15 protein-coding genes and 2 pseudogenes are annotated in these 24880 nt (G+C 72.5%); 4 read left to right on the top strand and 13 right to left on the bottom strand.

From position 1 onward, the window contains the following. Window positions 1-69: 69 nt before the first annotated feature. The 4 genes and pseudogenes from ACFYY6_RS20810 to ACFYY6_RS20795 all read right to left on the bottom strand — a co-directional run. Window positions 70-2136, bottom strand: coding sequence for an NAD-binding protein (locus tag ACFYY6_RS20810; RefSeq protein ID WP_351517639.1), 2067 nt, complete (start codon window positions 2134-2136; stop codon window positions 70-72). A 37-nt stretch (window positions 2137-2173) separates the two neighbouring features. Then, window positions 2174-7264 (bottom strand): DNA repair ATPase, encoded by a 5091-nt coding sequence (locus ACFYY6_RS20805; protein WP_389194543.1) that lies wholly within the window; start codon window positions 7262-7264, stop codon window positions 2174-2176. Window positions 7265-7650: 386 nt separating this feature from the next. Continuing rightward, on the bottom strand, window positions 7651-9879 hold the full coding sequence (locus ACFYY6_RS20800) for a flotillin family protein (protein WP_351630791.1): 2229 nt from the start codon (window positions 9877-9879) through the stop codon (window positions 7651-7653). Between the two features lie 438 nt (window positions 9880-10317). Further along, window positions 10318-10965, bottom strand: a pseudogene (locus ACFYY6_RS20795) (hypothetical protein); the annotation flags it as partial. A gap of 270 nt (window positions 10966-11235) precedes the next feature. Between ACFYY6_RS20795 and ACFYY6_RS20790 the strand changes: the two are divergent. Continuing rightward, entirely contained in the window at window positions 11236-12306 is a 1071-nt protein-coding gene (locus ACFYY6_RS20790) for a helix-turn-helix domain-containing protein (protein WP_351517643.1), read from the top strand. A 178-nt stretch (window positions 12307-12484) separates the two neighbouring features. Here the strand turns inward: ACFYY6_RS20790 and ACFYY6_RS20785 are convergent, their stop codons facing one another. The 5 genes from ACFYY6_RS20785 to ACFYY6_RS20765 form a co-directional block, all read right to left on the bottom strand. Next, on the bottom strand, window positions 12485-12940 hold the full coding sequence (locus ACFYY6_RS20785) for a TerB family tellurite resistance protein (protein ID WP_351517644.1): 456 nt from the start codon (window positions 12938-12940) through the stop codon (window positions 12485-12487). Window positions 12941-13391: 451 nt separating this feature from the next. Beyond that, entirely contained in the window at window positions 13392-14693 is a 1302-nt protein-coding gene (locus tag ACFYY6_RS20780; RefSeq protein WP_389194538.1) for a cation:proton antiporter, read from the bottom strand. A 2-nt stretch (window positions 14694-14695) separates the two neighbouring features. Further along, a complete protein-coding gene (locus ACFYY6_RS20775) occupies window positions 14696-15166 on the bottom strand; it encodes a cation:proton antiporter regulatory subunit (protein ID WP_073789085.1) in 471 nt (156 codons plus the stop codon). Window positions 15167-15372: 206 nt separating this feature from the next. Further along, the gene (locus ACFYY6_RS20770) at window positions 15373-16845 is read right to left on the bottom strand and encodes an SPFH domain-containing protein (RefSeq protein WP_351517647.1); all 1473 of its coding nucleotides are present in this window, start codon (window positions 16843-16845) and stop codon (window positions 15373-15375) included. A gap of 102 nt (window positions 16846-16947) precedes the next feature. After that, complete coding sequence (locus tag ACFYY6_RS20765; protein ID WP_351517649.1) at window positions 16948-17457, bottom strand: hypothetical protein; 510 nt, start codon at window positions 17455-17457, stop codon at window positions 16948-16950. Between the two features lie 416 nt (window positions 17458-17873). Between ACFYY6_RS20765 and ACFYY6_RS20760 the strand changes: the two genes are divergently transcribed. Next, complete coding sequence (locus ACFYY6_RS20760; protein WP_389194535.1) at window positions 17874-18668, top strand: alpha/beta hydrolase; 795 nt, start codon at window positions 17874-17876, stop codon at window positions 18666-18668. A gap of 111 nt (window positions 18669-18779) precedes the next feature. Beyond that, window positions 18780-19052 carry a DUF1876 domain-containing protein gene (locus ACFYY6_RS20755; protein ID WP_073789143.1) on the top strand — a complete coding sequence of 91 codons (273 nt, stop codon included), beginning with the start codon at window positions 18780-18782 and terminating at the stop codon, window positions 19050-19052. 261 nt (window positions 19053-19313) lie between these two features. Here the strand turns inward: ACFYY6_RS20755 and ACFYY6_RS20750 are convergent, their stop codons facing one another. Further along, the gene (locus ACFYY6_RS20750) at window positions 19314-20162 is read right to left on the bottom strand and encodes a GNAT family N-acetyltransferase (RefSeq protein WP_389194532.1); all 849 of its coding nucleotides are present in this window, start codon (window positions 20160-20162) and stop codon (window positions 19314-19316) included. A gap of 168 nt (window positions 20163-20330) precedes the next feature. Next, a complete protein-coding gene (locus ACFYY6_RS20745; protein WP_351630811.1) occupies window positions 20331-21137 on the bottom strand; it encodes an SDR family oxidoreductase in 807 nt (268 codons plus the stop codon). A 775-nt stretch (window positions 21138-21912) separates the two neighbouring features. On the opposite strand from ACFYY6_RS20745, the gene ACFYY6_RS20740 reads away from it, so the two are divergent. Continuing rightward, window positions 21913-22671, top strand: coding sequence for a polyprenol monophosphomannose synthase (locus ACFYY6_RS20740; protein ID WP_351517656.1), 759 nt, complete (start codon window positions 21913-21915; stop codon window positions 22669-22671). 421 nt (window positions 22672-23092) lie between these two features. Here ACFYY6_RS20740 and ACFYY6_RS20735 read toward each other — a convergent pair. Together ACFYY6_RS20735 and ACFYY6_RS20730 are read right to left on the bottom strand one after the other, a co-directional pair. Further along, a pseudogene (locus tag ACFYY6_RS20735) lies at window positions 23093-23719 on the bottom strand (phosphoribosyltransferase); the annotation flags it as partial. Between the two features lie 214 nt (window positions 23720-23933). Further along, entirely contained in the window at window positions 23934-24731 is a 798-nt protein-coding gene (locus ACFYY6_RS20730; protein ID WP_386608999.1) for a VOC family protein, read from the bottom strand. Window positions 24732-24880: the final 149 nt, after the last annotated feature.

Genomic DNA, 24880 nt, shown 5'->3' with positions numbered 1-24880 from the left:
GGGACCTGGGCGGGGGCGGGGGCTACATCCGTGGCGCCGATACCCGGCGGGGGCCTCGGCGGGGACCGGCTACGTCCGCGGCGTCGATACCCGGCGCCTGCGCAGGAGTTCGGCCAGGCCGCGCCGGGTCGCGGCGATCACCACGCGGTCCTGCGGGCGCAGCACGTACCCCGGATGCAGGTCCCACACCAGCCCCGACGGATGGTCCGGGACGCCGGAGACGGGGGCGGCCAGGTCCGGGCGGCGGTCCTCCGGCGGTGTGGCGTCCAGGGCCAGCACCCGCCACGCGCCCGCCTGGAACGCCTGCTGCACCGTGCGGCCCTCCAGCTGCGGATGCCCCGCCACCTCGACCGCCGCGAACAGCATCACCTTGCGCTCCACCGGTATGGCGCCCAGGATCTGACGACCCATCATGGCGACCGCGAAGGACGGGGCGGCCAGGTGCGAGACGGAGCGGGAACGGGTCACGGCCTGGGGGTGCGCGGTGCGCAGGGTCCGGTAGACCGCGGTCGCGAACTCGTCGTCGAACAGCCGCAGCGCCACCCGCAGGTCCGGCTTGACCGAACGGGCGTAGAGGGCCGCCTCCAGGTTCGTGGTGTCGATGCTGGTCAGCGCCAGCAGGGCGCGGGAGCGGTGGATCTTCGCCGCCTCCAGCACGCCCTCCTGCGTGACGTCTCCGATGACCACCGGCACGTGCAGCCGCCGGGCCACCGGGATGCCGCGCGCGTCCGGATCGTCCTCCACGCACACCACGGGGACGCCCATCTCGCGCAGTTGGACGAGGACCCGCGTACCGATCTTGCCGAGTCCGAGCAGCACCACGTGGCCCGACAGGCCCCGGGGCGGGCGGCGCAGCGACGACACCGTGCGCAGTGAGCCGAAGGCTTCCAGGACGGCTGCCACGAGCAGCGGCAGCAGCATCAACCCGGCAACCCCGGACAGGAGTTGGATGAGCTGACGGGCTGTCGGTTCGCCGGTCGCCGGGTCGCCCATCGCGAACAGGTCCAGGAGCGTGAGGTACGCGGCGTGCATGGGGTCGTCGCCGGTGGTGAGCGTCGAGGCGACGGCCAGGGCGACGACGGCCAGCCCGACACCCAGCGCCGACCAGCGCAGCCGCCGCGAGAAGATCCGGCTCAGCGGCGCGCCCCTGCCTCCCATCCGGGGCGGCGGCGCGTCCGGGTCGGCCCGGCTCACCGTTTCCAGGACGACGGCGCCGCGGCCCGTGGCTGCCGCCACCTGGCTTGCGTCCGGGAGGAGTTGGGGGCCATCGGCGCCGCTGCTGTCGGAGCCCTCGGTGCCCGCCGGGTCATGGGTGGTGGCGGACAGCAGGGCCAGGGTGCACAGGCCGGGGTCGGCGATCCGGCCGTCCTCGGGCGGGGTGCGTTCGGCGGCGCGCAGCAGCAGGCCCTCCGCCTGGATGACCTTGCTGGAGCCGGTGAGCGCGGTCGCGGCGAGGGCGGGCGCGGCGGTGTCGGCATCGGACAGGACGGTGGTGGAGGTGTCCGGCTGCGCCGGGTCGAGGTCGGGGGCGGTGACGGCGGCGGCCTGGTCGAGGAGCGTCGCCAGATGCTGGCCCAGCTTGCGGTTGTAGAGCCGGATCACCAGCCGGAGGCGTGGGTTGAGTCGGCGGGCGATCAGCGCGGCGCGGATGTTGCGTTCGTCGTCGTCGTAGACCAGGGCCAGCGCGGCGGCCGAGTCGACGCCCGCCTCCTCCAGCGCCTCGTCGGAGGGCTCGGCGGCCTCCATGATGCGCACGGCCTCGACCCCGGCGTTGGTGTCGGAGCCGTCGATGGTCAGCACACCGGAGTCGCCGATGGTCAGGACGCCGGAACCGTCGCTGTCACCGGCCGGATCGCCGCCCGGGGCGCCCGCGCCGCCGAGACCGCCCAGGTTGCGGTTCATCGCCGCCGACATCCGGCCGAACAGCGTGGCGGCCCGCCCGCGCCCGGTCAGCGGCAGCTCCGGGCGGCGCGCGTCGCGCCCCGGCGGGAGCAGCAGCGTGACCCGCTCTCCATACACGTACCGCAGTTCCACCGCGAGCCGGCGGGCGAGGGCGTCGTCGCCGCAGACGACCATGTGGCCGCCGGACGAAGCACGTTGGGTCTGCTGCGGAAGTGTGGACACGCGACCCAGCATGCCTTGCCGACCTCCGTCGTTCGACCCGTTCGGGCAGTCAGTGATCTTCGTGTGACACAGGGCCTTCCGCGGGGCGGGTGAGTGCGGGGGGAGAGGCGGCGTGGCGGGCCGTCGGGTTGGTCAGGACGTGGCGCGGGTCGGCGACGCGGACGATGGCCGACTCCACCGCCGCGATCCGGTCCGCGAGCAGTCCCAGGGCGGCGACGGCCCGGCCCAGGGGGTCGTCGTCGGGGGCGCCGAGTGCCTGAGCGCGGACGTAGGAGGCGGTGATCTCGGCCCAGCGCGCGGCCTGCCGCGTGGTGAGCCGGCCGCGCAGTGCGGCGAGCTTCAGCAGGTTGGCCTCGGCGCCCGTGGTCAGCGTCTGGGCCTCCCCGGCGTAGTGGTCGTCGATGACGGCCGACAGCTCGGCGTCGTTCATTACCGGCACGATCCGCTCGGCGATCTTGTTCATGTTGCGGTACGAGCCCTGGAGCCGGAACGGCGGCTCGGTGCGGGACTCGTCGGTCTGTGCGGCGGAGGCGATGTACGCGGCGTTCACGGCCAGCACCGTGTCCCGGGCGGTCAGCAGATGGCGCAGCACCGCCGTGATCCGCTCCACCTCGGCGGGCGCGTAGGGGTGTTCGAGACGGTCCGGGCGGGCGAGGGGGTCTCCGCTGCTCGAACGGAGTTGAGAGCTTGGGGAAGGGTCTCCGGACGCGAGCCGCACGAACAGCGCCAGGTCCTCGCGGGAACGCCCGGCGAGCGGGGCCAGCACCGGGTTGGCGGTCAGCGCGTTCTCGACGAAGCTCAGCGCGAAGACGTCCTCGCGGCCGGTCAGCACCTCGCCGAGGTTCCACACGTCGGCCCGGTTGGCGAGCATGTCGGGGATCCGGAACCGCGCCCCCGACTCGGTGTACGGGTTGCCCGCCATGCACACCGCGAACCGCTTGCCCCGCAGGTCGTAGGTGCGCGGCTCGCCGTCCCGTACGCCTTCGACGCGGCGGGTGGCGTCGCAGAGCGGGATGAACTTCTGGAGCAGTTCGGGCGAGGTGTGCTGGATGTCGTCCAGGTAGAGCAGGGTGTTGTTGCCCGCCTCCAGCGCGAAGTTGATCTTCTCGATCTCCTGGCGGGCGGTCGCGGTCCGCGCCTGCGCCGGGTCCAGGGAGGTCACGTCGTGGCCGAGGTTCGGTCCGCTGACCTTGACGAGGACCAGCCCGAGCCGGTCGGCGACGTACTCCATGAGCGTCGTCTTGCCGTAGCCGGGCGGCGACACGAGCAGCAGCAGGCCCTGCGAGTCGGTGCGGCGGTCGGCGTCGGCGGTGCCGAGCTGTTTGGCGAGGCTGTCGCCGATCAGCGGCAGGTACACCTCGTCCAGCAGCCGGTTGCGGACGAACGCCGACATGACGCGCGGCCGGTGGTCGTCCAGCCGCAGCCGGCCGCGTTCGGCGGCCACGAGTTCGGTGCGCAGGCGCTGGTAGGCGCGGAAGCCGGGGACGGTGGTGGCGCGGAACTCGGCGGTACGGGCGAGGATTTCGTCCAGTCGTACGGTCAGTCGGCCACGGTCGACGCGGGGATGGGTGCCGAGCAGACCGTCCACGGTCGCGCCGAGCGGCGCCGCGCAGTCGTAGCGGGCGAGCACCGGCTCGGGGCACAGCTCCACGGCGACGGCCTCCGCGAGGTCGCCCGGCTCGATGTCGGCATCGCTCGCCGCCGCGTACGAGGCGAGCCAGCCCTCGGCCAGCTGGCGGCGGGCCGGGAGGTCGTCGTGGAGGGCGGCCAGGTCCTCGTCGTACGCCGACGAGCCCACGGCGCGGCGGAACTTGTCCAGGAACGTGCGGACGGTGACGCTCGTGACGAAGCCGTCGGGTCCGCCGGTCAGCTCCTCGAAGAGGTACGCGGCCACGGCCCCGAGGTCGGGTGCCTCGGCCCCGGTCCCCGAGCCGGGGAGCAGGGCCGAAGCCGTGCCCATGGCGTGTGCCCATTCCTCCTGGAGGGCGGAGACTGCGGGTGCGAGCCCGAACGTCTCCCGGGCGCGGGCCAGTGAGACGGCGCGCCGGGTCCAGGAGGTGCGCCGGGCCTCGTCCGTCCCGTACGCCCAGAACAGCTGGGCCGCCGCCCGTACGGCGGGCGGGAAGCGCAACAGCCCGGCCCCGGCGTGGAGTTCGAGCAGGGTGGTGAGGATCGCGGCGGCGTCCTCGTCGTGCACCCCTCGCTGATGGCCCTCCTCGTACGCGGCTGCCGCCGACTCCCGTACCAAGGTGGCGAGTTCGGCCGGTTCCAGGGCGGTCAGGGCGTCCGCGCCGTGCTCGTCGAGAAGCCGGGCGGCCAGGTGCTCGGCGCGGTAGACGTGCGGCGACTCGGAGGGCAGCGTCTGGTCCCAGTACGGGCGGGTCGCCGCGAAGTCCGGGTCACCGACCGGGGCCCGGTAGTCCGTGCCGGTCAGCGCGAACGCCAGCTCCTCCCCGTGCGGGACGAGCGTCAGGTCGAACGGCTGGGTGTTCACCGCGAACCGGTGTCGGCCCAGCCGGATCACGGAACCGCCGTCCGCGTACAGCTCACCCCGGTCGCGCAGCGCCCGTCCGGCCTCCTGCCGGGCGGCCAGCAACCGGCCGTCCAGCTCCTCGGCGCGCACCGGATCGCCGAGTTCGCGCAGCTCGTCCGCGGTGCGGCGGATCTTCGCGACCATCGGGTCGGAGGCGAAGTAGGTGTGCACGGCGTCCGGGTCGGGCAGGGCGGACACCCGCCGCGACACCGTCTCCAGGACCCGGGCCGCCGAGTCCGCCAGCCGCTCCGTTCGGTGCGCCCGGGCGTCCTGGAGCGTCTGCTTGCGGGCCGAGAACGCCTCGTACACCTCTGTGCGGCGCTCGGCCAGCTCGGCGAGGAAGTCGTCGAACTCCGCGAACCGCGATTCCAGGTTCTCCAGCTGAAGGAGCAGCCGGGAGAGTTGGTCGTCGCAGGCGTCCGGTGTGTCGGCGGCGGCCAGGGACCCGGCGACGGCCTGCCCGAGCAGGGCGAACTCGGCGGCGAACTCGGCCCGCCCCTCGTGCTCCAGCAGCTCGCGGCGGCGCGCGTCGAGGGCGGCCCGGGCCCGGTTGATCCCGCCGAGGACCTCCGCGATCCGCTCCAGGATGGACGTACGGACCGTGGCGTCGCCGATGTCGAGCCCGGCGACGACGTCCGTGACGGTGCTCAGGCCCTCCGTCATTCCGGTCAGCCGGTCGCCCAGGGCGGCGGCGTCGACGACGGTGGAGAGCGCGGACGCCTCGTCGGTCAGACGGGCGATGTCGGCGTGGTGGTCGGCGAACGCGTCGTCCCGGGCGAGGAACGCGACGGCACGCCGTCCCGCCGACTCGATGTCCTGGGCGGTGGCGGCGGTCAGTTCGGCGATCCGCTCGGTGTCCGCGTACCGCATCTCCGCGAGGGTCGCCAAGTGGCCCTGAGCACGCCTGAGTTCGGCGAGCTGTCCTACCCAGTCGGCGGCCGAGCGCGGGGCCTCGCCGCGGACGCGGCGGACGAGCGCGGTGATCCGGTCGGCGGCCCCGGTCAGCGCGTCCGCGGCCTGCCGGGTCAGCTCCCGTACCGTCTCGAACTCGCCGATGATCTGCTGAGCGGTCTCCCGCAGCTCGGCCAACGGGGCGTCGAGACGGCCCAGTTCGGGATCGGCGAGCCAGTGGTAACGGTCGGTGGCCCGGGTGCAGTCGGCGACCAGCTGGGCGTATCCGGCGGCGGTGGGAGTGGTGCCGGTGATCTGCTCGGTGCTGTGCGCGAGCGCCAGCAGGTCGGACACGCCGCGCACCAGGTCGGCGTTGCCGATCCGGGCGAGCGGGCCGGTCCCGGCGGGGCGGGAGGCGGCGTGGGTGTCGGAGACGTACGGGGTCCGCCAGCGCTGCACCGGGTGGACGCGGGCCGGTTCGTCGCCCCCGGCACCGGCCTTCAGCAGGATCAGCGTGCCGTCGTCGAGCAGGGCGTGGCCGCGCCCCTGGAGCGGGGTGGCGACCTCCTGCCGGATCAGGTTGTAGGGCAGGAGCAGGCCGCGGCCGTCGTCGGGGGAGCGGAAGACGTAGAGCACGTCCTCCCCGTTCGGGGAGCGGACGGCGCCCTCGAAGACCGGGTCGGTGAGCGGTTCGGCGATGTCGAAGGTCTTCGCCGTGCCGGTGGTGAGGTAGTAGCCGCCGGGGAAGATGATCCCCTGGTCCTCCGGGAGCCGGTGGCATGCGGGCCCGATGCCGTCCAGGCGTGTCACGCTGCCGAGCAGCGTGTTGAAGACCAGGTGCCGCCAGTTCTCCTCGTTGTACGGGCGCACCCGGAGCAGGACCAGCGGTCCGACGGTGGCGTGCTCGACATCGGCGTCGGCGAGGGACTGGAGGGGTTCGGCGACCGGCTCCTCGTAGATCCCGTCGGGGGTGTCGGTGTCGTTGACGGTCTTGACGGTCAGGGTGCCGCCCAGGGTGTCGACAAAGAGAACGGCGCCGCCCGGTCCGTCCGCGTCCCCGCCGACGGCGATGTGCGGGTGCCGGCCCGGGACGTGGGACTCGCGTCCCGCGACGGTCCAGGTGAAGTCGTGGGAGGGCGGGAAGACGTGGTCGCGGTCGCCGCGCGCGTCGAGGAACGCGCCGGGCGAGCCGTCGGGGCCGAGCGCCCAGCGCAGCACCCGGATGCCGTCGGCGTTCTCGCCGGTACGGAAGACGGCCAGCAGTTTCCCGTCCACGCGGCGCAGCCGCAGCAGGCGGGCGTCGCGGTAGTAGCGGTGCAGGGTGGTGAACTCGCGGACGAAGCCCTCGTCGTCGAGCACGCCGCCGTCGTGCCCCGGATGCGGGTCCGGCTCGGCCGACTCCGGGCCGTAGAGGGCGAGTACGTCGTTCACCTCGGCCGGGTCCGCCGCCCCGGGGCCCCGCTCGAAGCCGAAGAGGAGCCGCCCGCCCACGGCCACCAGGTCGCGGGGCACGCACGCCTGGGCGGTGTGGATCCGCTCGGTGCCGGTGAGGTGGAGTCCGGTCGAGCCGAACTCCTCGGTGCGGCGGACGTTGAGCGCCTCGGCGCGGGCCGCGAGATCGGCGGCCCGGTCGTGGAGCCGGCGGCGCAGCACGTCGTACGTCCCCGCGTCCACGGGGCCGCCGGCCGACGGAGCGGCCGTGGTGTCGGTGTCCATGCGTGCGGCTTTCTGTGAGGTGTGCGATGTGCCGGGGCGCCCGTGCGGGTGGTGGTGCGGCCCGTGGGGCGGGGACGGCCAGTGGTGCGGAGGAGCGGGGTGCGGGGCGCCTGTGGGGCGCGGGGGCGGTTCCGTGGTGGGGCGGTGGTGCGGAAGGGGCGGTGGCTGGGTGGAGCTGGGGACGGTGGTGCGGTGGCGGGCGGCCTGCGGCGTGGGCCCGTCCGGTGCCGGGGGACGGTTCGACGGTCACCGGACGGGCCCGGGGAGGTCCGGGGCGGGGCCCTGTCGCCCTGCCCGGACGGGTTCCTGGCCGTTCGCGGCGCCCGGACCGGGCCGCGGGCGCGGTGGCGATGCCCGCGGAACCGGCCCGATCCGGACGAGCGTGGCTACGCGACCGGCGCCCCGTTCCGCGCCGCGCGCGCGTCCGCGCCGTGCGCCCCGGCGTCCGGAGCGTTCACCGCCGCCTCGGTCCCGGCACCCGTACCGGCCGCCCCGGCCTCGGCCCCGTTTCCGGCGGCCGTACCCGCGACACCCGCGCCGACGGCCCCCGTCAGCGCGGCGACCGGCAGGTCCGCGAGGCCCGACTCCCGGGCTGCGGACAGCAGTTGACGTACCTGCTCCGGCGCGATCCCGGCCCCCGGTGCCCGCATCAGCCGCGTCAGCAGCGCCGACACCGTGAGGTTCCGCACGTCCCCCGTGGTCACCGAACCCACCATCCGGGTCAGGTCGTCCGTGAACGAGGACGTGCCGTCCAGCCACGGTCCGGCCAGGGCCTTCGCCGTGTCCGAGTTCTCGACGAACCCGTCCAGGCTCCTGCCCAGCGAGATGGAGGAGACCAGCCGGTCGAAGAAGACCGACTCCCCGCCGACGATGTCGATGTCGGCGTTCTCCAGCCCGGTGGCCAGCACCGTCGCCTGAGCCTCCGCGACCTGCCGCTGCACGTCGAGCCCGGCCAGCCGGATCTCCTTCTCCGCGGCCAGCCGCAGCCGGTACTCCTCGTGCCCGCGCGAGGCGTCGTCCAGTGCCGCCATCGCCGCCGCCTTCTCGGTGAGCCCGGCCGCCTCGGCCTTCAGCTTCTCGCCGATCATCGCCGCGTCGGCCGTCGCCTGGGCCTGCGTGCCCTCCGCCTCCGCGAGGGCCTTGAGCCTGGCCCCCTCCGCCTCGGCCTTGAGCCGCGCGGACGCCGCCTCGGCCTCGGCGAGACCGGTCTTCTCGATGACGGCGGCGGCCGCGTCCCGCACCTGGACCTCCGCGAGGCCGGGAGCGGCGGACTCCGCCTGGACACCCTCCGCGAGCCGCAGCTTCGCCTGGGCGTCCAGGTCCGCGGTCTTCAGCCGGGCCTCGGCGAGCGTGAGCTGTTCGGCGGCCAGGTGGGCGGCCGCGGCCTCCGCCGCCTCGGCGGCCTTGATGTCCTTGACCAGCTTCTCCTGCGCCTCCGCCTCGGCGGCGATGATGACCGACCTGCGGGTGCGCTCCGACTCCTCAACGGCCCGCAGCGTCTTGATGGACTCCTCCTGCTCCGCGACCGTACGGTCCACGGCGATGCGCTCCCGGATGACGTCCGCGACCTCGCGGCGCTCGGCCTCGACCTCCTTCGTTGCGGCGATCCGGTCGAGCTCCGTCTGCCGCTCGCGCCCGATGACCTCCAGCAGCCGGTCCTTCTCGATGCGCTCGTTCTCCACGGCGATGACCCGCTCGCGGTTCTTCTGCGCGACGGCGATCTCCCGGGCCTGGTTCTCGCGCTGGATGCCGAGCTGCTCCTCGGTACGGATGAACGCGGCCTGGGCGCTCAGCCGTTCCTCCTCCTGGACCTTGGCGGTCGCCGCCTCCTCACGAGCCCGCAGCGTCTCCACCTCGCGGCGCTGCTTGATCTCGGCCTCGGACTGCCGGCGCTCCAGCTCCAGGATCGTCTCCCGGGCGTCGACGTTCTGCCGGGTGATCTCCTTCTCCTCGGTGCGCTGGTACTCGTTGGTGCGCACGTGCTCGATCGCCGTCAGCTCGGTGATCTTGCGGATGCCCTGCGCGTCGAGGATGTTGGCGCCGTCGAGCTGCGCCATGGGCGTCTGCTCCAGGAAGTCGATCGCCGCGTCGTCCAGGTGGTAGCCGTTCAGGTCGGTGCCGATGACCCGGATGATGCGGTCCCGGAACTCCTCGCGCTTGGTGTACAGGTCGACGAAGTCCAGCTGCTTGCCGACCGTCTTGAGCGCCTCGGCGAACTTCGCGCCGAAGAACTCCTGGATCGCCACCTTGTCGCTGGCCCGCTCCGTGCCGATGGACTGGGCGACCTTGATGACGTCCTCGACCGTCTTGTTGACCCGTACGAAGAAGTTGATGTGGATGTCCGCGCGGATGTTGTCCTTGCAGATCAGGCCCTCGCGCCCGGTACGGCGGATCTCGATGGTCTTCACCGAGATGTCCATGTACTCGGCCTTGTGCAGCACCGGCAGTACGACGGCCCCCGTGAAGGTGACATCGACCTTCTTGGTCTTGGAGATGATCAGCGCCTTGCCCTGCTCGACCTTGCGGAAGAGTCGGCTGATGACGAGGAGGAGGGCGACGGCGATGAGCAGGACGACGGCTACGAGTACGCCGAAGCCCAGGGTGATGGCATCCATGGCAGTCCTTGACGGCTGGTGCGGAAGGCGGACGGAGGAGCGGGGGAGGGGCAGGCCGGCCCGTCCGGCCGGGAGCCCCGTGTGGCCCCGTTCAGTCCCGGTCAGTCCCTTTCGTTCTTACGGTCAGTCATGTTCAGTTCAGGGTCGTCGGAACGTGTCCGGCGGTGGACGGCTGCGGTCGGCCACGGCGTTCTGCGAGGCATCCAGCGAGTCGTCCCTCGGGTCCGGCACCGGCGTGATCGGGCGCGGCGGCGCAGCGGCCGAGCGCGCGACCGGCCGGCCGGAGGGCTGGTCGGAGGTACGGCCGACCGGTCAGCCGGAGTGGTGAGCGGTACGTCGCGCCCCGGGCCGGGCGACCGGGCGCCGGGTGCGGTGCGACCCCGGCGGAACCTGCGGCCTCGGCCGTTCCGGCCGCTCCGACCGTTTCAGCCGCTCAGGCCCTTTCGGCTGCTCCGGCCGCTCGGGCCGTCCCGGCGGGCCCGGATCGAGTGCCCTGTCGTACGGCGAGACCCAGAAGAACTCGCCGTCGTCGTCGTACGCGTACAGCAGCCCCGCGCTGCCCGCGACGAGCAGCGACCCGTCCGGCGGACTCAACAGCCTGACCTGGACGATCGCGGTGGAACCGTCGTCCGCCACGACCTCGGCCTGACCGAAGTCGGAACTCACGGAACCGGTACGGACCGTGCAGACCCTGCCGAGGAAGTCCTGCCGCGATGGAGGAGGCACCTCAGGCAGGCGGCGACGCAGCAGACTCACCAGCGCCCGCGTGACGGTCCAGGCGATCAGGAACGACCCGAGGAGCACGGCGCAGGCGAGCACCGCGCGGAGGGTGCCGGTGGCCCCGCCGCGATGCAGCAGGACGGTACCGGTCAGGCTCGTGAACCAGCCGACGACGACCATCACGGACACCGAGACGGTGACCGGCACTCCGCCGATCCCGGCCAGGCCGGTGTCCAGGTCCCCGTCGAAGGAGTGGTGATCGGCGGCACCAGCCAGCACGAGCAGCCAGAAGAAGACGACCACGGCCAGCGCGGCTCCGAACAGTACGGCCGGAAAGGCAGTCGCCGCGCTCAGGAATTCCTGCATCGGTCCACCCCTGTCTGTCCTGGCGGGGTCCGGTGGCGGCGATGGTGACCCCGGCGCCGCGGCCCGCGCATGGCGGTGCCGCGACGGCCGGGCCATCCCCCGTGCATCCCCCCGTGCTCCCCCGTGGTGCTGGGCCGATCGTGCCATTCGGGGCCTCGGAACAGCACTGCCGGAATCCGGCAATCTTTGTACATTCTTGATGCCGGGCATCGGCAGTTATGCGTGGTGTTGGATGAGCGTCAGAGTCTCGTCATGAAGTGAGGGGTACGTGTGGCCGCGCCGGAGATACCCGACGAATATCTGGGTGACTATGCCCGCATCCTGGCCGAGGTCGCCGCCACCGGCCGTCGGCTGACCCGGGACGAGCTGGACTCCCGTCGGGCCATGGGGCGCCGGGCCGCCGAGGCGGGTTTCCAGATACGCGCCCTGGTCGGCCTCCATCTCGCGGCGACCCGCGCCGACTGGCCATGCGGCCCCTCGGCCGACGCCGCGACGACCGATTCCGTACTGGCCGCGGTCGAGCAGGCCGTCGACGCCTTCGCCGAGGGGTTCGAGCGGGCCCAGCGGCTGACCGTGCGGCGCGAGGAGGCGGCGCGCCGGGAGTTCATCGACGACCTGCTGTACGGGCGCAGCGACCTGGGCCGGCTCGCCGAGCGCGCCACCCGGTTCGGGCTGCGGCTCTCCCGTGCCCACGCGGTCGCGGTGGCCACCGGTCCGGAGACGTACACGGAGACCGACTCCGTGCCCCGCGCGGTCGAGTCGGCGCTGCTCGCGCGGTTCAGCGGCCGGAAGATCCTGATCACGACGAAGGACGGGCGGCTGGTCTGCATCGCGCCGGCCAGCCAGCCCGATGTGCTGCGCTACTTCGCCAAGCAGGCGCACGCGGCGACGGACGGCGGCCGGGTGGCGGTGGGCCGTCCGCATCCGGGCCCGGGGGGCGTGGTCCACTCCTACGACGAGGCGCTCGACGCGCTCGATCTCGCGGAGCGGATGGATCTGGACGATCCGGTGCTGTACGCCGCCGATCTGCTGGTCTATCCGGTGCTGACCCGGGACCGGCAGGCCATGGCCGACCTGGTGCGCGGTCAACTGGGCCCGCTCCAGCGGGCGCGCGGCGGAGCCGAGCCCCTGCTCAACACGCTCATCACCTACTTCGACGCGGGCTGCGTCGCCGCCGAGACGGCCCGGCGGCTGTCGCTGAGCGTGCGGGCGCTGACCTACCGTCTGGAGCGGATCCACCAGCTGACCGGGGCCGATCCCGCCGACCCGATGCACCGTTACACGCTGCAGACGGCGGTGATCGGCGCCCGGCTGCTGGACTGGCCGGCCAAAGAGCTGTGACGCGGGCGCCGGGGGAAAGCGGCCGGGGGTGCCCATCGGGGGAGTTGAACACCCCCGGCCTGCCGGACGCGGACCGGTGATCGTCCGGTCCGTGGTCGTCCGGCGGTACGCGGGCGGGCCGGGGTGACCGGTCCGCCGGGAAGGGGATCGAGGACCAGGGCGGGTTCGGAGACAGGCCCTACAGGTCGAACTCGTGCGGCGGGAGGTCGAGCGCGAAGCACGCCTCCCGCACGACGGCCCGCTCCGACGCGTCGAAGTCGCCGTCGGCACCGCCGATGACGATGCCGATCTGGACGACGGCACGCGCCTCGGCCGGCTTCTTCTTCGCCTTGCCGATCTCCTGGAGGATGGAGACCTTGCCGAAGTCGAAGTCGGCGGTGAGCTTGTTCACGTAGTCGTTGAAGCGACGCTGGAGGTCGTCCGCCGGGAAGTTCTGCAGAACGTTGTTGGAGGCGATCAGCGAGGCGACACGCTGGCGCTCGGACGGGTCCACGGAACCGTCGGCGGCCGCGACGAGAGCGCACATGGCCATGCTCGCATCACGGAACGCCCCACTCTTCAGGTCGTTCTTCTTCGCTTCCAGCTGCGACTGCATCGACGAAGCGGATTCCTTGATCCGATCCCACAGTGCCATGTCGTCTCCATACGTTGCGTTGCGTTGTGTTGCCGGAACCAACTGAACTCTACAGGCGTGTAGAAGTTAGCAGGAGGGTGTTCCCGGAGTGTTCTCCGTGTTCCCTGAACATCACTGAGTGCAACGAGTGGCTGTCGGGATAAGTGCCCCGGAGCCCGAAGCGCCCTGATTTTGCGAAGCGCCCAGCCCAGTGGCGCCGCGTGAGTACGGGCGTCGACCGGGCGGCCGGGGCGGTGGACGCGGTCGGTCGAGGTGCTGGGCCGGGCGGGACTTTCGAAACAGGCCCTCTAGTGCCGCATCAGGCAACGTTCGCCCCGTCGCGACGCCCGGCACGCCCTCTCGCCGCACCGGCCGAAATCCCAAGTACATCCAGTACGAGGGCTTCCGGCCGGCACGCCGAGAGCACGTACCGGACGCGCTCCTTGACGGGCAAACGTTGCCTGCCGCGGCACTAGTCGGCGGAGGCCGGGATCTCCTCCCGCGCGGCGGGAACCGAGGCTCCCGAGGCGTCCGCAGCGCTCGTGCTGTTCCTGGCGTCCGCGGCGCTCGCGGTGTTCATGGCATCCGCGGTGTCGGTGGTGCCCGCACCGGCGGTACGGCCGCGTCGGCTCAGGACCTTGGCCGCGATCGGCTGGGTCCAGCGGGCGGTGAGCGGTCCGGCGATCACGAGGATGAGGACGTACGCGGTGGCGATGGGCCCGATCCGGGGCTCGGTCGCCACGGCCAGTCCGGCGATGACGATGGAGAACTCGCCGCGGGCGACGAGCGTTCCGCCGGCCCGCCAGCGTCCCTTCGACCCGATTCCGGCCCGGCGGGCGGCGTACCAGCCGGTGGCTATCTTGGTGAAGATCGTGACGACGGCCAGCAGTGCGGCCGGGAGCAGCACCGGCGGGATCTCGGCCGGGTTGGTGGAGAGACCGAAGAACACGAAGAAGACGGCGGCGAACAGGTCCCGCAGCGGGGTGAGCAGCTTGCGCGCGCCCTCGGCGACCTCACCGGAGAGCGCGATCCCGACCAGGAACGCGCCGACGGCCGCTGACACCTGCAACTCCTGGGCCACACCGGCCACCAGGACCGTCAGCCCGAGCACGACCAGCAGCAGCATCTCCGGGTTGTCGGAGGACACGGCCCGGCTGATCAGCCGTCCGTGACGCAGGGCCAGGTAGAGCACGAACCCGACGGTGCCGAGCGCGATGAGCAGGGCGATGCTGCCTCCGGCGAAGCCCACTCCCGCGAGCATCGCGGTCAGCAGCGGCAGGTACACGGCCATCGAGAGGTCCTCGATGACCAGGACGCCGAGGATGACGGGCGTTTCCCGGTTTCCGAGCCGTCCGAGGTCCGCGAGCACTTTGGCGATCACCCCGGACGACGAGATCCACGTGACCCCGGCGAGCACGACGGCCCCGACGGGTCCCCAGCCCAGCAGCAGCGCGGCCACCGCTCCCGGGGTCGCGTTGAGGAGGAAGTCCACGGCCCCGGAGGGGTACTGGGTCTTGAGGCTGGTCACCAGCTCCGAGGCGCTGTACTCCAGGCCCAGCAGGAGCAGCAGCAGAATGACACCGATCTCGGCGCCGACGGCGGTGAACTCCTCACTGGCGCCGAGGGGCAGGAGCCCGCCTTCCCCGAAGGCGAGCCCCGCCAGCAGATACAGGGGAATGGGCGAGAGTCCTATCCGCCCGGCGAACCGCCCGATGATTCCCAGCCCCAGAATGACGGAGCCGAGCTCCACCAGCAAAGCGGTCATATCATGCACTGTCAGCCCTCCGCGATGATCTCGGAGAGCGCATCGACGCCCTCCCTGGTTCCGACGACGACGAGCGTGTCCCCGATGGCCAGCCGGAAGTCCGGCCCGGGCGACGGATGCGCACTGTGCGTCCGCAGCACCGCGACGATCGAGGCCCCCGTGCGGGTGCGTGCCCGGGTGTCCCCGAGCAGCCGTCCGCCGTAGGGGGAGCGCGTCCCGAGCGGGATGTGCTCGGTGACCAGGTCGATGCCCTCGGTCCGTACCGCGTCGATGGGCGCCGCGTCGATGAGGTGCGCGAGGCCGGTCGCCTCCTGCGGAGTCAGCGGTACCGAGAGACGACACGAATCAGGATCGTCCTGGTCGTAGAAGCCGATGAACCGGCGCCCGTCGTGGTGCACGACGACGGAGATGTGCTGACCCGACTCGGTCGTGTAGTCGTACTGGACACCGACTCCGGGCAGCGTGGTGCGGTGGGTTCCCATGGCTTCCTCCTGAGGGATGTGGCGACATATCGACACTCTTGGTGATCTCTTTATCCGCGCATTACCTTATCCGGAGGGTCCCGCCGCCTCCGGTGCGCCGGTGCGGGGGCCGGGACACGGGAGTGGTGGGCAACGGGCGCGGGGTTCCTGACATGCGTGTGCCCGGCCGGTGCGATACCGGCCGGGCACGTACGGGACGGACCCGGTCAGTCGGTGATCTCGATCTTCCCGTCGGCGGGGGCGGCATCGGCCCCGCCCGTCGGCCGGGCGGACGCGCCGGACGGTGCGGCGCCGTCCGAAGCGGGGGCGGCCGCAGTGCCCTTGAGGTTCTTCAGCAGCGCGGCCAGGTCGACGCCCGTGGTGGAGCTGAGGAGTTCCATGCCCTGGGCGACGTTGTCGGTGACCGTGCGCGACAGCCGGCTCGCACCGTCCGTGGAGATCACGGTCATCTTGTCGACGGCGCTCAGCGGCTCGGACGCCTTGGCGACGACGTGCGGCAGCACCTCGACCAGCATCTGGAGCACGGCCGCGTCGCCGTACCGGGCGAAGGCGTCCGCCTTCTTCTGCATCGCCTCGGCCTCGGCCGCACCCTTGGCGGCGATGGCCGCGGCCTCCGCCTCGCCCTCGATGCGCACGGCGTCGGCGAGGGCCGAGCGGTGCAGCTTCTCGCCCTGGCCGGTCAGCCGGGCGCGCTCGGCGTCCGCCTCGGCCTCCTTCACCTGGGCGATCCGGCGGGCCTCCGCCTCCTGCTCGGCCTGGTAACGGGCGGCGTCGGCGGGCTTGCGGACCTTGGTGTCGAGTTCGCGGTCGGTCAGCGCGGCCTGCCGCTCGGCGACCTTCTCCTGCTCCGCGAGGACCTCCTGCTGACGGGCCGCCTCGGCGAGCGGGCCCGCCGCGTTGGCCTTGGCCGCAGCGGCCTCCGTCTCGGCCTTGATCTCCGCCTGCTTGAGGTAGAACGTCCGCTCGGCGACGGCGATCTCCTCGGCGGCCTTCAGCCGGGCCTGCTCCGAGGCGCGCTTGGCGTTCGCCTCGGCGATGTCCGCCTCCTGCTTGGCACGGGCGGCCTCGGGGCGGCCGAGGTCTTCGAGGTAGGAGCCCTCGGTGGTGATGTCCTGGATCTGGAAGGCGTCCAGGATCAGGCCCTGGCCGGAGAGGCTGGCCTCGGCCTCCTCCGCGACCTGCCCGGCGAACGCGGCGCGGTCCCGGATGATGTCCTCGACCGACATCCGGCCGACGATGGCGCGCAGCGCGCCGGAGAGTACTTCCTGGGTGAAGCCGACGATGCCGTCCTGCTGCTGGAGGAACCGCTGGGCGGCGGCCCGGATCGCTTCCTCGCTGCCGCCGACCTTGACGATCGCGACGCCTTCGAGGTTGGACTTCACCCCGCGCAGGGTGACGGCCCCGCGCACGGCCACCGGGATGTGCCGGCTGGACAGGTCGAGGGTGAACTTCTGCTGGACGAACGGGACGACGAAGACGCCGCCGCCGACGACGACCTTCTGGCCGCTGTTGTCGATGCTGGTGCGGCCCGTCACCGGGTCGGTCGACTTCTTGCCCCGGCGTCCGGTGATGATGAACGCCTCGCTGGGCCCCGCGACCTTGTAGCGGGTGATGACGACGAGGGCGAGCAGTACCAGGAGTACGACGACTCCGATGACTGCGGTCACGACTGGGCTCATAAGGGTGTCCCCCCTGCCTCCCTGCGGGACGGCAGTTGATTGCGGGTGGTGGTGCTGCGGTGGCCGTGGTGGTCCGACGGATGGTGTCCCGGCTCGGTGGGGTCAGTGCTCGACGGGCCGTACGGCGACCGAGGTGGTGGACAGCACGGCCTCCACCCAGACCTCCGTACCCCGTCCGACCGGCACCGCGCTCTTCGCGGCCAGCTTCACCGGCTGGCCCGCCAGCCGCAGCAGGACCTCGCCGTAGCCGTCGGCCGGGATGGCCGTGACGACCGACCCGGACGTGCCGACGAGATCCTCCCCGCGCGGAGTGACACTGGTCTGATCACGCATCAGCGCCCGGCTGAACTTCCAGGTGAGCCACGCCGCGACGATTCCGGCGAGTACGCCGCCGATGGTCGCCACGACCGTACCGGCGCCCGTGGTGCCGAGCACGATCGCGCCGCCGAAGCCGAGCATCGACAGGAACCCCGCGATGACGGGCAGGGACAGGAGCCCGTCGAAGAGACCGTCCAGCACACCGCCGAAGAGACCTTCGAGAATGCCGTCGAAGACCAGCGACAGGACGAGCAGGACGACCCCTGCGATACCGAGACCGAGGAACAGGGTCACGCGGTCACCTCTCTCGGTCCTCGAAATCCTCCGAACATGCTTCCCCCGAACATCTCCGTCGAACTGGCTGGATGATCCCATACGGGACGGCCGAAACACATTGCCGGAAGCAGGAAAACTTTTACGGTCTCTTTATGCCGGATGCCGGACCATCGCCGGGCGTCGATCCGGCCCCGTGCGGGCCGCGTACCGGCGGCGTACGGGGTGCGCGTCCGAGGCTCGGACTCCCGCGGCTGTCCACACCCTGTGGACAGTCGCGGTGCCGCGCTTTTCCCAGGGCCTCGGACCGGCCCGAGGCGTCCGTCCGACCGGCGATCTCCGACGGTCCGGCGACACGGCCGCGCCGCGTGCCGCATGCTCGACAGGGAGCGGGGTACCGCACAGGCATACGCGCGGAAGCGCGAAGGGAGGTGCGCATGACCAGCAGTCGACCGCCGGCCGCTGCCGTGCTCCTGTTGCACGGCGGCCGTGAGACGGGCCTGGGCCCGCCCCCGCCCGGCCTCCTGAACCTGCCCGCCGTCCGGATGCGGCCGTTCGCGCGGGCCGTCGGCCGGGCGACGGCCCGCGACGACGGAGCCATGGACGGCGGCGGCGCCGGGGACGTCCTGGTGCGCACCGCCCGCTACGCCCATCAGGGCTGGAACGGCTCCCGGGAGGACCCGCTCCACGACACGCTGCGTGCCCTGGACACCCTGCGGCGCGACGCGGGCGAGCTCCCGGTGGTCCTGGTCGGGCACTCGATGGGCGCCCGTGCCGCCCTCCGGGCCGCCGGTCATCCGCTGGTACGCGGCGTGGTGGGCCTGGCCCCCTGGTGTCCGGCGGACGATCCGGTCGCCCAGCTCGCCGGCCGTGACGTCGTCCTCCTCCACAGCACCCGCGACCGCGTCACCAGCCCCGGGGAGTCCCGGACCTTCACCGTCCGTGCCCGCCGCGCCGGGGCCCGCTCCTGCCTGGTCGCGATCCGGAACAGCGATCACGCGATGCTGCGTCGTGCCGGGGCCTGGCACACGCTGACGACCCGGATCGTCACCGGCCTGCTGGGCCTCGGCCCGCTCCCCGAGGAGATCGCGACGGCGCTCCGGCTCCCGTCGGCCGCCCCGGCGACGCACGGCACCCTGGACCTGGACCGGCTCGCTCCCGACGGGTCCGTCCCCGACCCCGGTGCCCCCGGCCGCCTGTTCGTCCCCGGCTCGTCCGTCGGGAACCGGTAGACCGTCGACCCGCGGGCCCGGAAGCCGAGACGTTCGTACGGCCGGTTCGCGGGGGCGTGCCGTGGTGCAGGGGCGGCGGAACGGGCGCACTCTGGTAGGGAGGTGATCGAGATGATGCACACAGCTGTCGGGTGGCATGTGGATCTGGAATTCGAGGAGGACAGTCACCGCACCCGCGCCGCCGCTCTGGTGAGGCTGCCGGACGGGGCCGAGGTACGCGCCCACGGGTACGCGAGCCGTCACCCCTCCGACAAGGAACAGCCGAGGGTCGGCGAGGAGATCGCGGGAGCCAGAGCACTCAACGAACTGGCGATGAAGATGCTGACGAAGGCGCACGACGAGATCGACGAGGCGTCCGGCCGGACATCGCACCCGCTCACCTGAGTCGGGCGCCGGGGGTTCCGGGACCCCGGGCGTGCGCCCGCCCGGGGTTCCGCGGCTGCGGCAGACCGAGGCGGCGGCGCTCTACGAGGCGGGGTTCTGCGAGGGCGGGCTCTTCGACATGCGCGGTTGATACGGCGTGGGCTCGTCGGTGCGTGCTCGTCGGTGCGTGCTCGTCGGTGTGTGCTCGTCGGTGTGTGCTGACGAGGGGCCCGGCGTCGGCCGCACGCGCAGTCCGTCGACGTGGTGCCTCAGCCCGGTGCCTCAGCCCAGTTCCAGGCTGGTGATGCCGTACAGCCCGGGGTGGTCGATGTCCGGTGACGGGCCAGTGTACATCCGGGCCGTCTCGAACGACGGGGTGAGGCCCAGCCGTTGCGCGAGCCGGACGGCCGCCGGGTTGACGTCGGGCACGTCGACCGCCACCGGGGTGTCCGGATCGCCGGCCGCGAGTGCGCCGATCAGGGCACCGGCCACCTCGGGGGACTCCGCGTACACCGGGCCGATCCGGGACGACGTGCGGCAGGGGCGCAGCACGGCGAGGCCCCGCAATTCCCCGTCACGGACGGCGGCCAACGAGGCGTGGGCCGGTCCGGCGATCCAGGACGCGAGGAAGCTGTCGCGCTCGGCGGGGAAGAAACACCGGTCGTAGGCGGCCAGTTGATCGAACCGGATACCGCGGGCGTCGACGAGCGCGGTCCCGGGAGGCGCGGGCGGCACATCGGCCGGGCGGCCCTCGTAGCGCATGTTGGTCCAGGCCGAACGGAACCCGGATTTCCGGTAGTTGTTCTGCTGTGCCACCACGCCGTCCAGCCCCACGTTGCGCCCCTGGAGCCGGGACATGCCGGCCCGCCAGGTCCGGATCCCGTAGCCCCGGCCCCGCAGTTCGGGCCGGGTGAGGTAGAAGCCGAGGAACCCGAATGCGGTGCCGTAGCGGACCACGGAGACGCAGGAGACCGGATCGCCGTCGAGCCGGCCGATCAGGAAGCCGCGCGGGTCGGTGGCGTAGAAGGCGTGGTGGTCGGTCAGCCCGGGGTTCCAGCTCTCCGCGTGGGCCCAGTCGGCCAGCATGACGAGGTCGTCGGCGCTCGCGGTGGTGATCTCGAAGTTCGGCACGGGGCACCTGTACCCCGGGGGCGATCGGTTCAACGGTGTTTTTCCGCCACCGCCTGTCCGGGTGAGGCGGTCGTCGGGCAGGAACACCGGTCGTCGGACGGGCGGTGGTCGTGGGCCGTCGGGCCGTGGTCGGCGACCGTCGGGAGGCGCTCTCCCGGGCCCGCGGCGCTACCGTCCGCCCGCGACCCGCAGCACCGCTCCGGTCACGTAGGACGCCTCGCCCGACAGCAGCCAGGCGATGGCGGACGCGATCTCCGGTGCCGTACCCGGCCGGCCGAGCGGGATCCCGGCCGCGGCGGTGTATGCCCGGTCCGGGTCGCCCGCCTCGGCGTGCATCTCGGTGTCGATCATTCCGGGGGCGACGGCGTTGACGCGGACGCCGTCCGGCCCCAGTTCCTTGGACAGCCCCACCGTCAGCGCGTCCACGGCCGCCTTCGTGGCCGCGTAGTGGACGAAGTCGCCGGGGCTGCCGAGGGTGGCGGCTGCCGAGGAGACGTTGACGATCGCGCCCGCTCCGGCAGCGACCATGTCCTTCGCGGCGCGCCGGCAGCACAGCAGGACGCCGAGGAGATTGACGTCCAGGACCCGGCGCAGGGTGTCCGTCGAGGTGTCGACGAGCCGCCCCAGCGGGCCCGTCACACCGGCGTTGTTCACCAGGCCGGTGACCGGGCCGAGCCGTGCGGCCGCGAGGTCGAACAGCCGTTCCACGTCGGATTCCACGGAGGTGTCCACGCGCACCGTGAGGCACCGCGCCCCCGCGGCCCGGACCGCGTCGGCGGTCCGTTCCGCGGCATCGGCGTCGCGCACGTAGCCGAGCACGAGGTCGTGCCCGTCGGACGCCAGGCGGGTGCAGGTCGCGGCGCCGATGCCGCGGCTGCCACCCGTGACGACGGTGACGGGGCGGGGGCGCGGAGCCGTGTCCTGCGGCGGCCGAGTGTTGTCGTGGGGCTGCGGCGCGGTGTCGTCTACGGCCACGGGGGGACCTCTCGCTCTCGGGGGTGCTGCCGGGCGCATCGGGTGCGTCGTGCGCGCAGGCCCGTCGGCCGGGCGGTCGCACGGCCACGCCGTGGTCCTCGCATGGGCCGTGCCCCGGTTCCGTACGCGGAATTGTACGGAGCGGACCGCCGCCCGGAGGCCGGCCGCGCGCCGTGCCTGCGCTCGTGTCCGCGATCCGGCCGCGATCCGCCGCGCGCCGCGCCCGCGACGGCCCGGCCGCCCGCCGGTGGAGTGGAGTGCGGTGCGGCTGTCGGGCGTGGTGCCCGAGGGGTGCGGGCGCGGGTTCTTACGACCTCGCCCACGGCACCGGCGAATGTCCGGGGGAAGAGCGCGACGAATTCCCGGAACCTTCCGCGACCGGCCCGACGAATCCCCGGATGCCATGGGCTGTCCCGTAATCCCTGGTGGATCAGCGCGCGGCGTCGGATGCGGTGCATCGCACGGGAGGGACGTCCGCATACTTGGAGGTAGGCGGACGTCCCGACAACGCAGCGAGGTGCCGTGGCCGACGTCCTGCGCCCGCCAGGGGTTACGGGACAGCCCTTGGTTCGTGCGATCCCGTGCGGGGAAGCACCCGGAGATCGCGCGAAGAGTTCGAGGAGACTCCGAGGCGGGGGCGGGAAAGTCCGGGGAGGATCACGGGAACGTGTGACGCGGGTCGCGGATTTACGGGTCGCGGAGCACGCAACGCAGGACATGCGGAACGCGCAACGCAGGACACGGGAATTGGTAGAGGGACGCGGGGAAGCGGGAAATGGAACACGAGGACAGCGCCGGGGCGAAGGACTCACCGAAGATCGTGGTGGTGGTGCCCACCTACAACGAGCGGGACAACCTGCCCGTCCTGGTGGATCTCCTGACCGGTCTGGGACTGCCCGGTCTGCGCATTCTCGTGGTGGACGACAATTCGCCGGACGGCACCGGCGCGGTCGCGGACGAACTGGCGGCGGATCCCGCCGGAGCGGTCGAGGTTCTGCACCGCAGGGAGAAGGACGGGCTGGGCCGTGCCTACGTCACGGGGATGACGCGTGCGCTCGACGGGGGCGCGGACGTCGTGGTCCAGATGGACGCGGATCTGTCCCATCCCGCGTCGCGGCTCCCCGTGATGATCGAGACGCTCTTCGCCGAGGACGCCGCCGTGGTGATCGGTTCCCGCTATGTGGCGGGCGGTTCGCTCGCCACCGAGTGGCCCTGGCACCGCAAGGCGCTCTCCGCGTGGGCGAATTTCTATGTCAACGCGATCCTGCGGTTGCGGGTGAAGGACGCCACCGCGGGTTTCAAGGCATGGCGTGCGTCGACCCTGAAGGCGATCGACGTGCCCTCGGTGCGCAGCAACGGCTATTCCTTCCAGGTGGAGATGAACCACCGCACGGTCCGGCGCCGTTTGAAGATCGTCGAGGTGCCGATCCGATTCGAGGAACGGGTCGCCGGTCAGTCGAAACTCGGACTGGGAGTGCAGATCGAATCCGCCCTCGCGCCGTGGAAGCTCCTGTTCGGCAAGAACGGCCGCTGAATCCGGCCGGGGGGTTCGGCCCCGCCCGGTGCGTGCGGCCCGCCCGGCGGCCCCACCACCCAGGAGTGCGCCGAGCTTCCCCTGCCGCTCGACTACCGCGTCCCGCACGGCCCGCGCATCGGCCCGAAGGTGACCCGGGTGCGTGGTGACCGGCCGTCGGAGTGGCGTGGGACGCAGCTGGTGATCGCCGGAGGGCCCGACGGCGCCACCCGCCGGCCGTCGGTGCGGCGGCAATCGTCAGCCCTCACCCGCCGGGCAGCGGTACGCGTCGGGGAGTGGTGATGCGTACCGCTGCCCTGCGTGACCCGTCGCCGTGTCCGGAGCTCATCAGCCGTCGCCGCTTCTGCCGACGCGCGTCAACCGTTGCCGTTTCCGCCGGGTGTCAGCCGTCGCTGCCCGGTGTCACGTGTCCGCCGTACCGGGCGCGCGCCAGCAGGGCGACGACCTCGTCGTCGGAGGTCTGCGAGAAGTCCCGGTACCACTCCCCGACGGCGTAGAACAGGGGCGGCACGGACAGGCACACCACCTCGTCCGCGCACTCCCGCAGCCGGGTCACCGCGTCCGGGGGCGCCACCGGAAACGCCGCCACCACACGGGCCGGGTGCTGGGCCCGTATCACCCGGCAGGCCGCCTCGGCCGTGGCGCCGGTCGCGACACCGTCGTCGACGACGATCACGGTCCGGCCCTCGACCGGTATCCGCGGCCTGCCCGCGCGGTACGCCTGCGCGCGGCGCACCAGCTCCGCCGCCTCGACCCGTTCGACTGCGGCGAGGTCCTTCTTCCCGGACCGCAGCCGGCTGACCACCTCCTCGTTGAGGACCCGTGTCCCGCCCTCGCCGATGGCGCCGAACGCCACCTCCTCGTGATGGGGCACGCCAAGTTTGCGGACCACGATCACATCGAGCGGACCACCGAGCGTCTGCGCCACCTGGAAGGCCACCGGGACCCCGCCGCGCGGCAGCCCCAGGACGACGGGGTTCTCACGCTCCAGATGGCGGAGCGCCTCGGCCAGCTGCTGTCCCGCGTCCGTGCGGTCGACGAACAGCACGGTGTGTCACCCCCAACCGGGGAGCCGGGGAACCGACCGGGGGAGCCGGGAACCCGGCCGGGCGGCCGGGGACCACGCGGGCACGCGCCCGCCTCCCCCTTCGAAACAACCCCATGCGCGACGGGCCCGCAACTCGGGCCCGGTACGGACCCGCGACCGGCCCGCGACTCGGGCGGATCCACCGGGGGAGCCGGGACCGGACCGTCGGGGCAGGTCAGGACGCCGGCGACATCTTGGGCATCTCGCCCTCGGTCGTGTGGATGTCGATCACGGAGAACGCCGCACCCTGCGGGTCCGTCAGCGCGGCGAAGCGGCCGAACGGCATGCTCATCGGGCCGAACCGGAGGACCGCGCCGCGCTCGGTCGCCTTCGCCACGGCCGCGTCGCAGTCCGCGACGGTGAAGTACACGTTCACGTGCGACGGCACCTCGGGCGGGAAGTCGTCGCCCATCCGCATCCGGCCCATGACCGTCTCGTCGCCGATGTTGTACAGCCTGAAGTCGACGTGCTCGTCCTCCATCTTCACCATGGAGTACGGGAAGACGGCGGAGAAGAAGGCGTCGGACTTCCCGGGCTCCCGGGTGAAGATCTCGGCCCAGCAGAACGTGCCGGGCACCCCATGGGCCTCGAAGCCCTCGTGGGAGCCCGCCTGCCACACACCGAAGACGACGCCCGCGGGGTCGCGGGCCAGCAGCATCGTGCCGAACTCACCGACCTGCATCGGGTCCATCAGTGTTTCCCCGCCGTTGTCACGGATCTTGGCGGCGGTGGCGGCGACGTCCGGTGAGGCGAGGTACAGGCACCAGGCCGCCGGGCCCTCCTGGCCGGGCATCGGGGGCGTGACGGCGGCGACCGCCCTGCCGTCGGCGTACGCCTGCGTGTAGTTGCCGTACTCCTCCGCGGACTCGCCGAACGTCCAGCCCAGCACGTCACCGTAGAAGCTCTTCGCCGCCTCCAGGTCGGGGAACATCGCGTCGGCCCAGCACGGTGTGCCCTCCGCTCGTACAGCCATGGCTCAGGCTCCTTCGCCCTCTGTGGGTTCATCCGCTCTCTGCGTGTCTGACCCGTTATCAACGAGTTCGTCCGCAGTCCCACGCTAGCGATCGGGCCGCGGGGCCGCGCGCCGGAGACGCCCGTACCGGCCGTGAACGGTCGGTCTAA

It is taken from the genome of Streptomyces sp. NPDC001750 (assembly GCF_042892615.1).
Taxonomy (GTDB): Bacteria; Actinomycetota; Actinomycetes; order Streptomycetales; family Streptomycetaceae; genus Streptomyces.
Note: the sequence above shows the minus strand (reverse complement) of the source record. Positions and strands in the feature narration are given on the sequence as shown.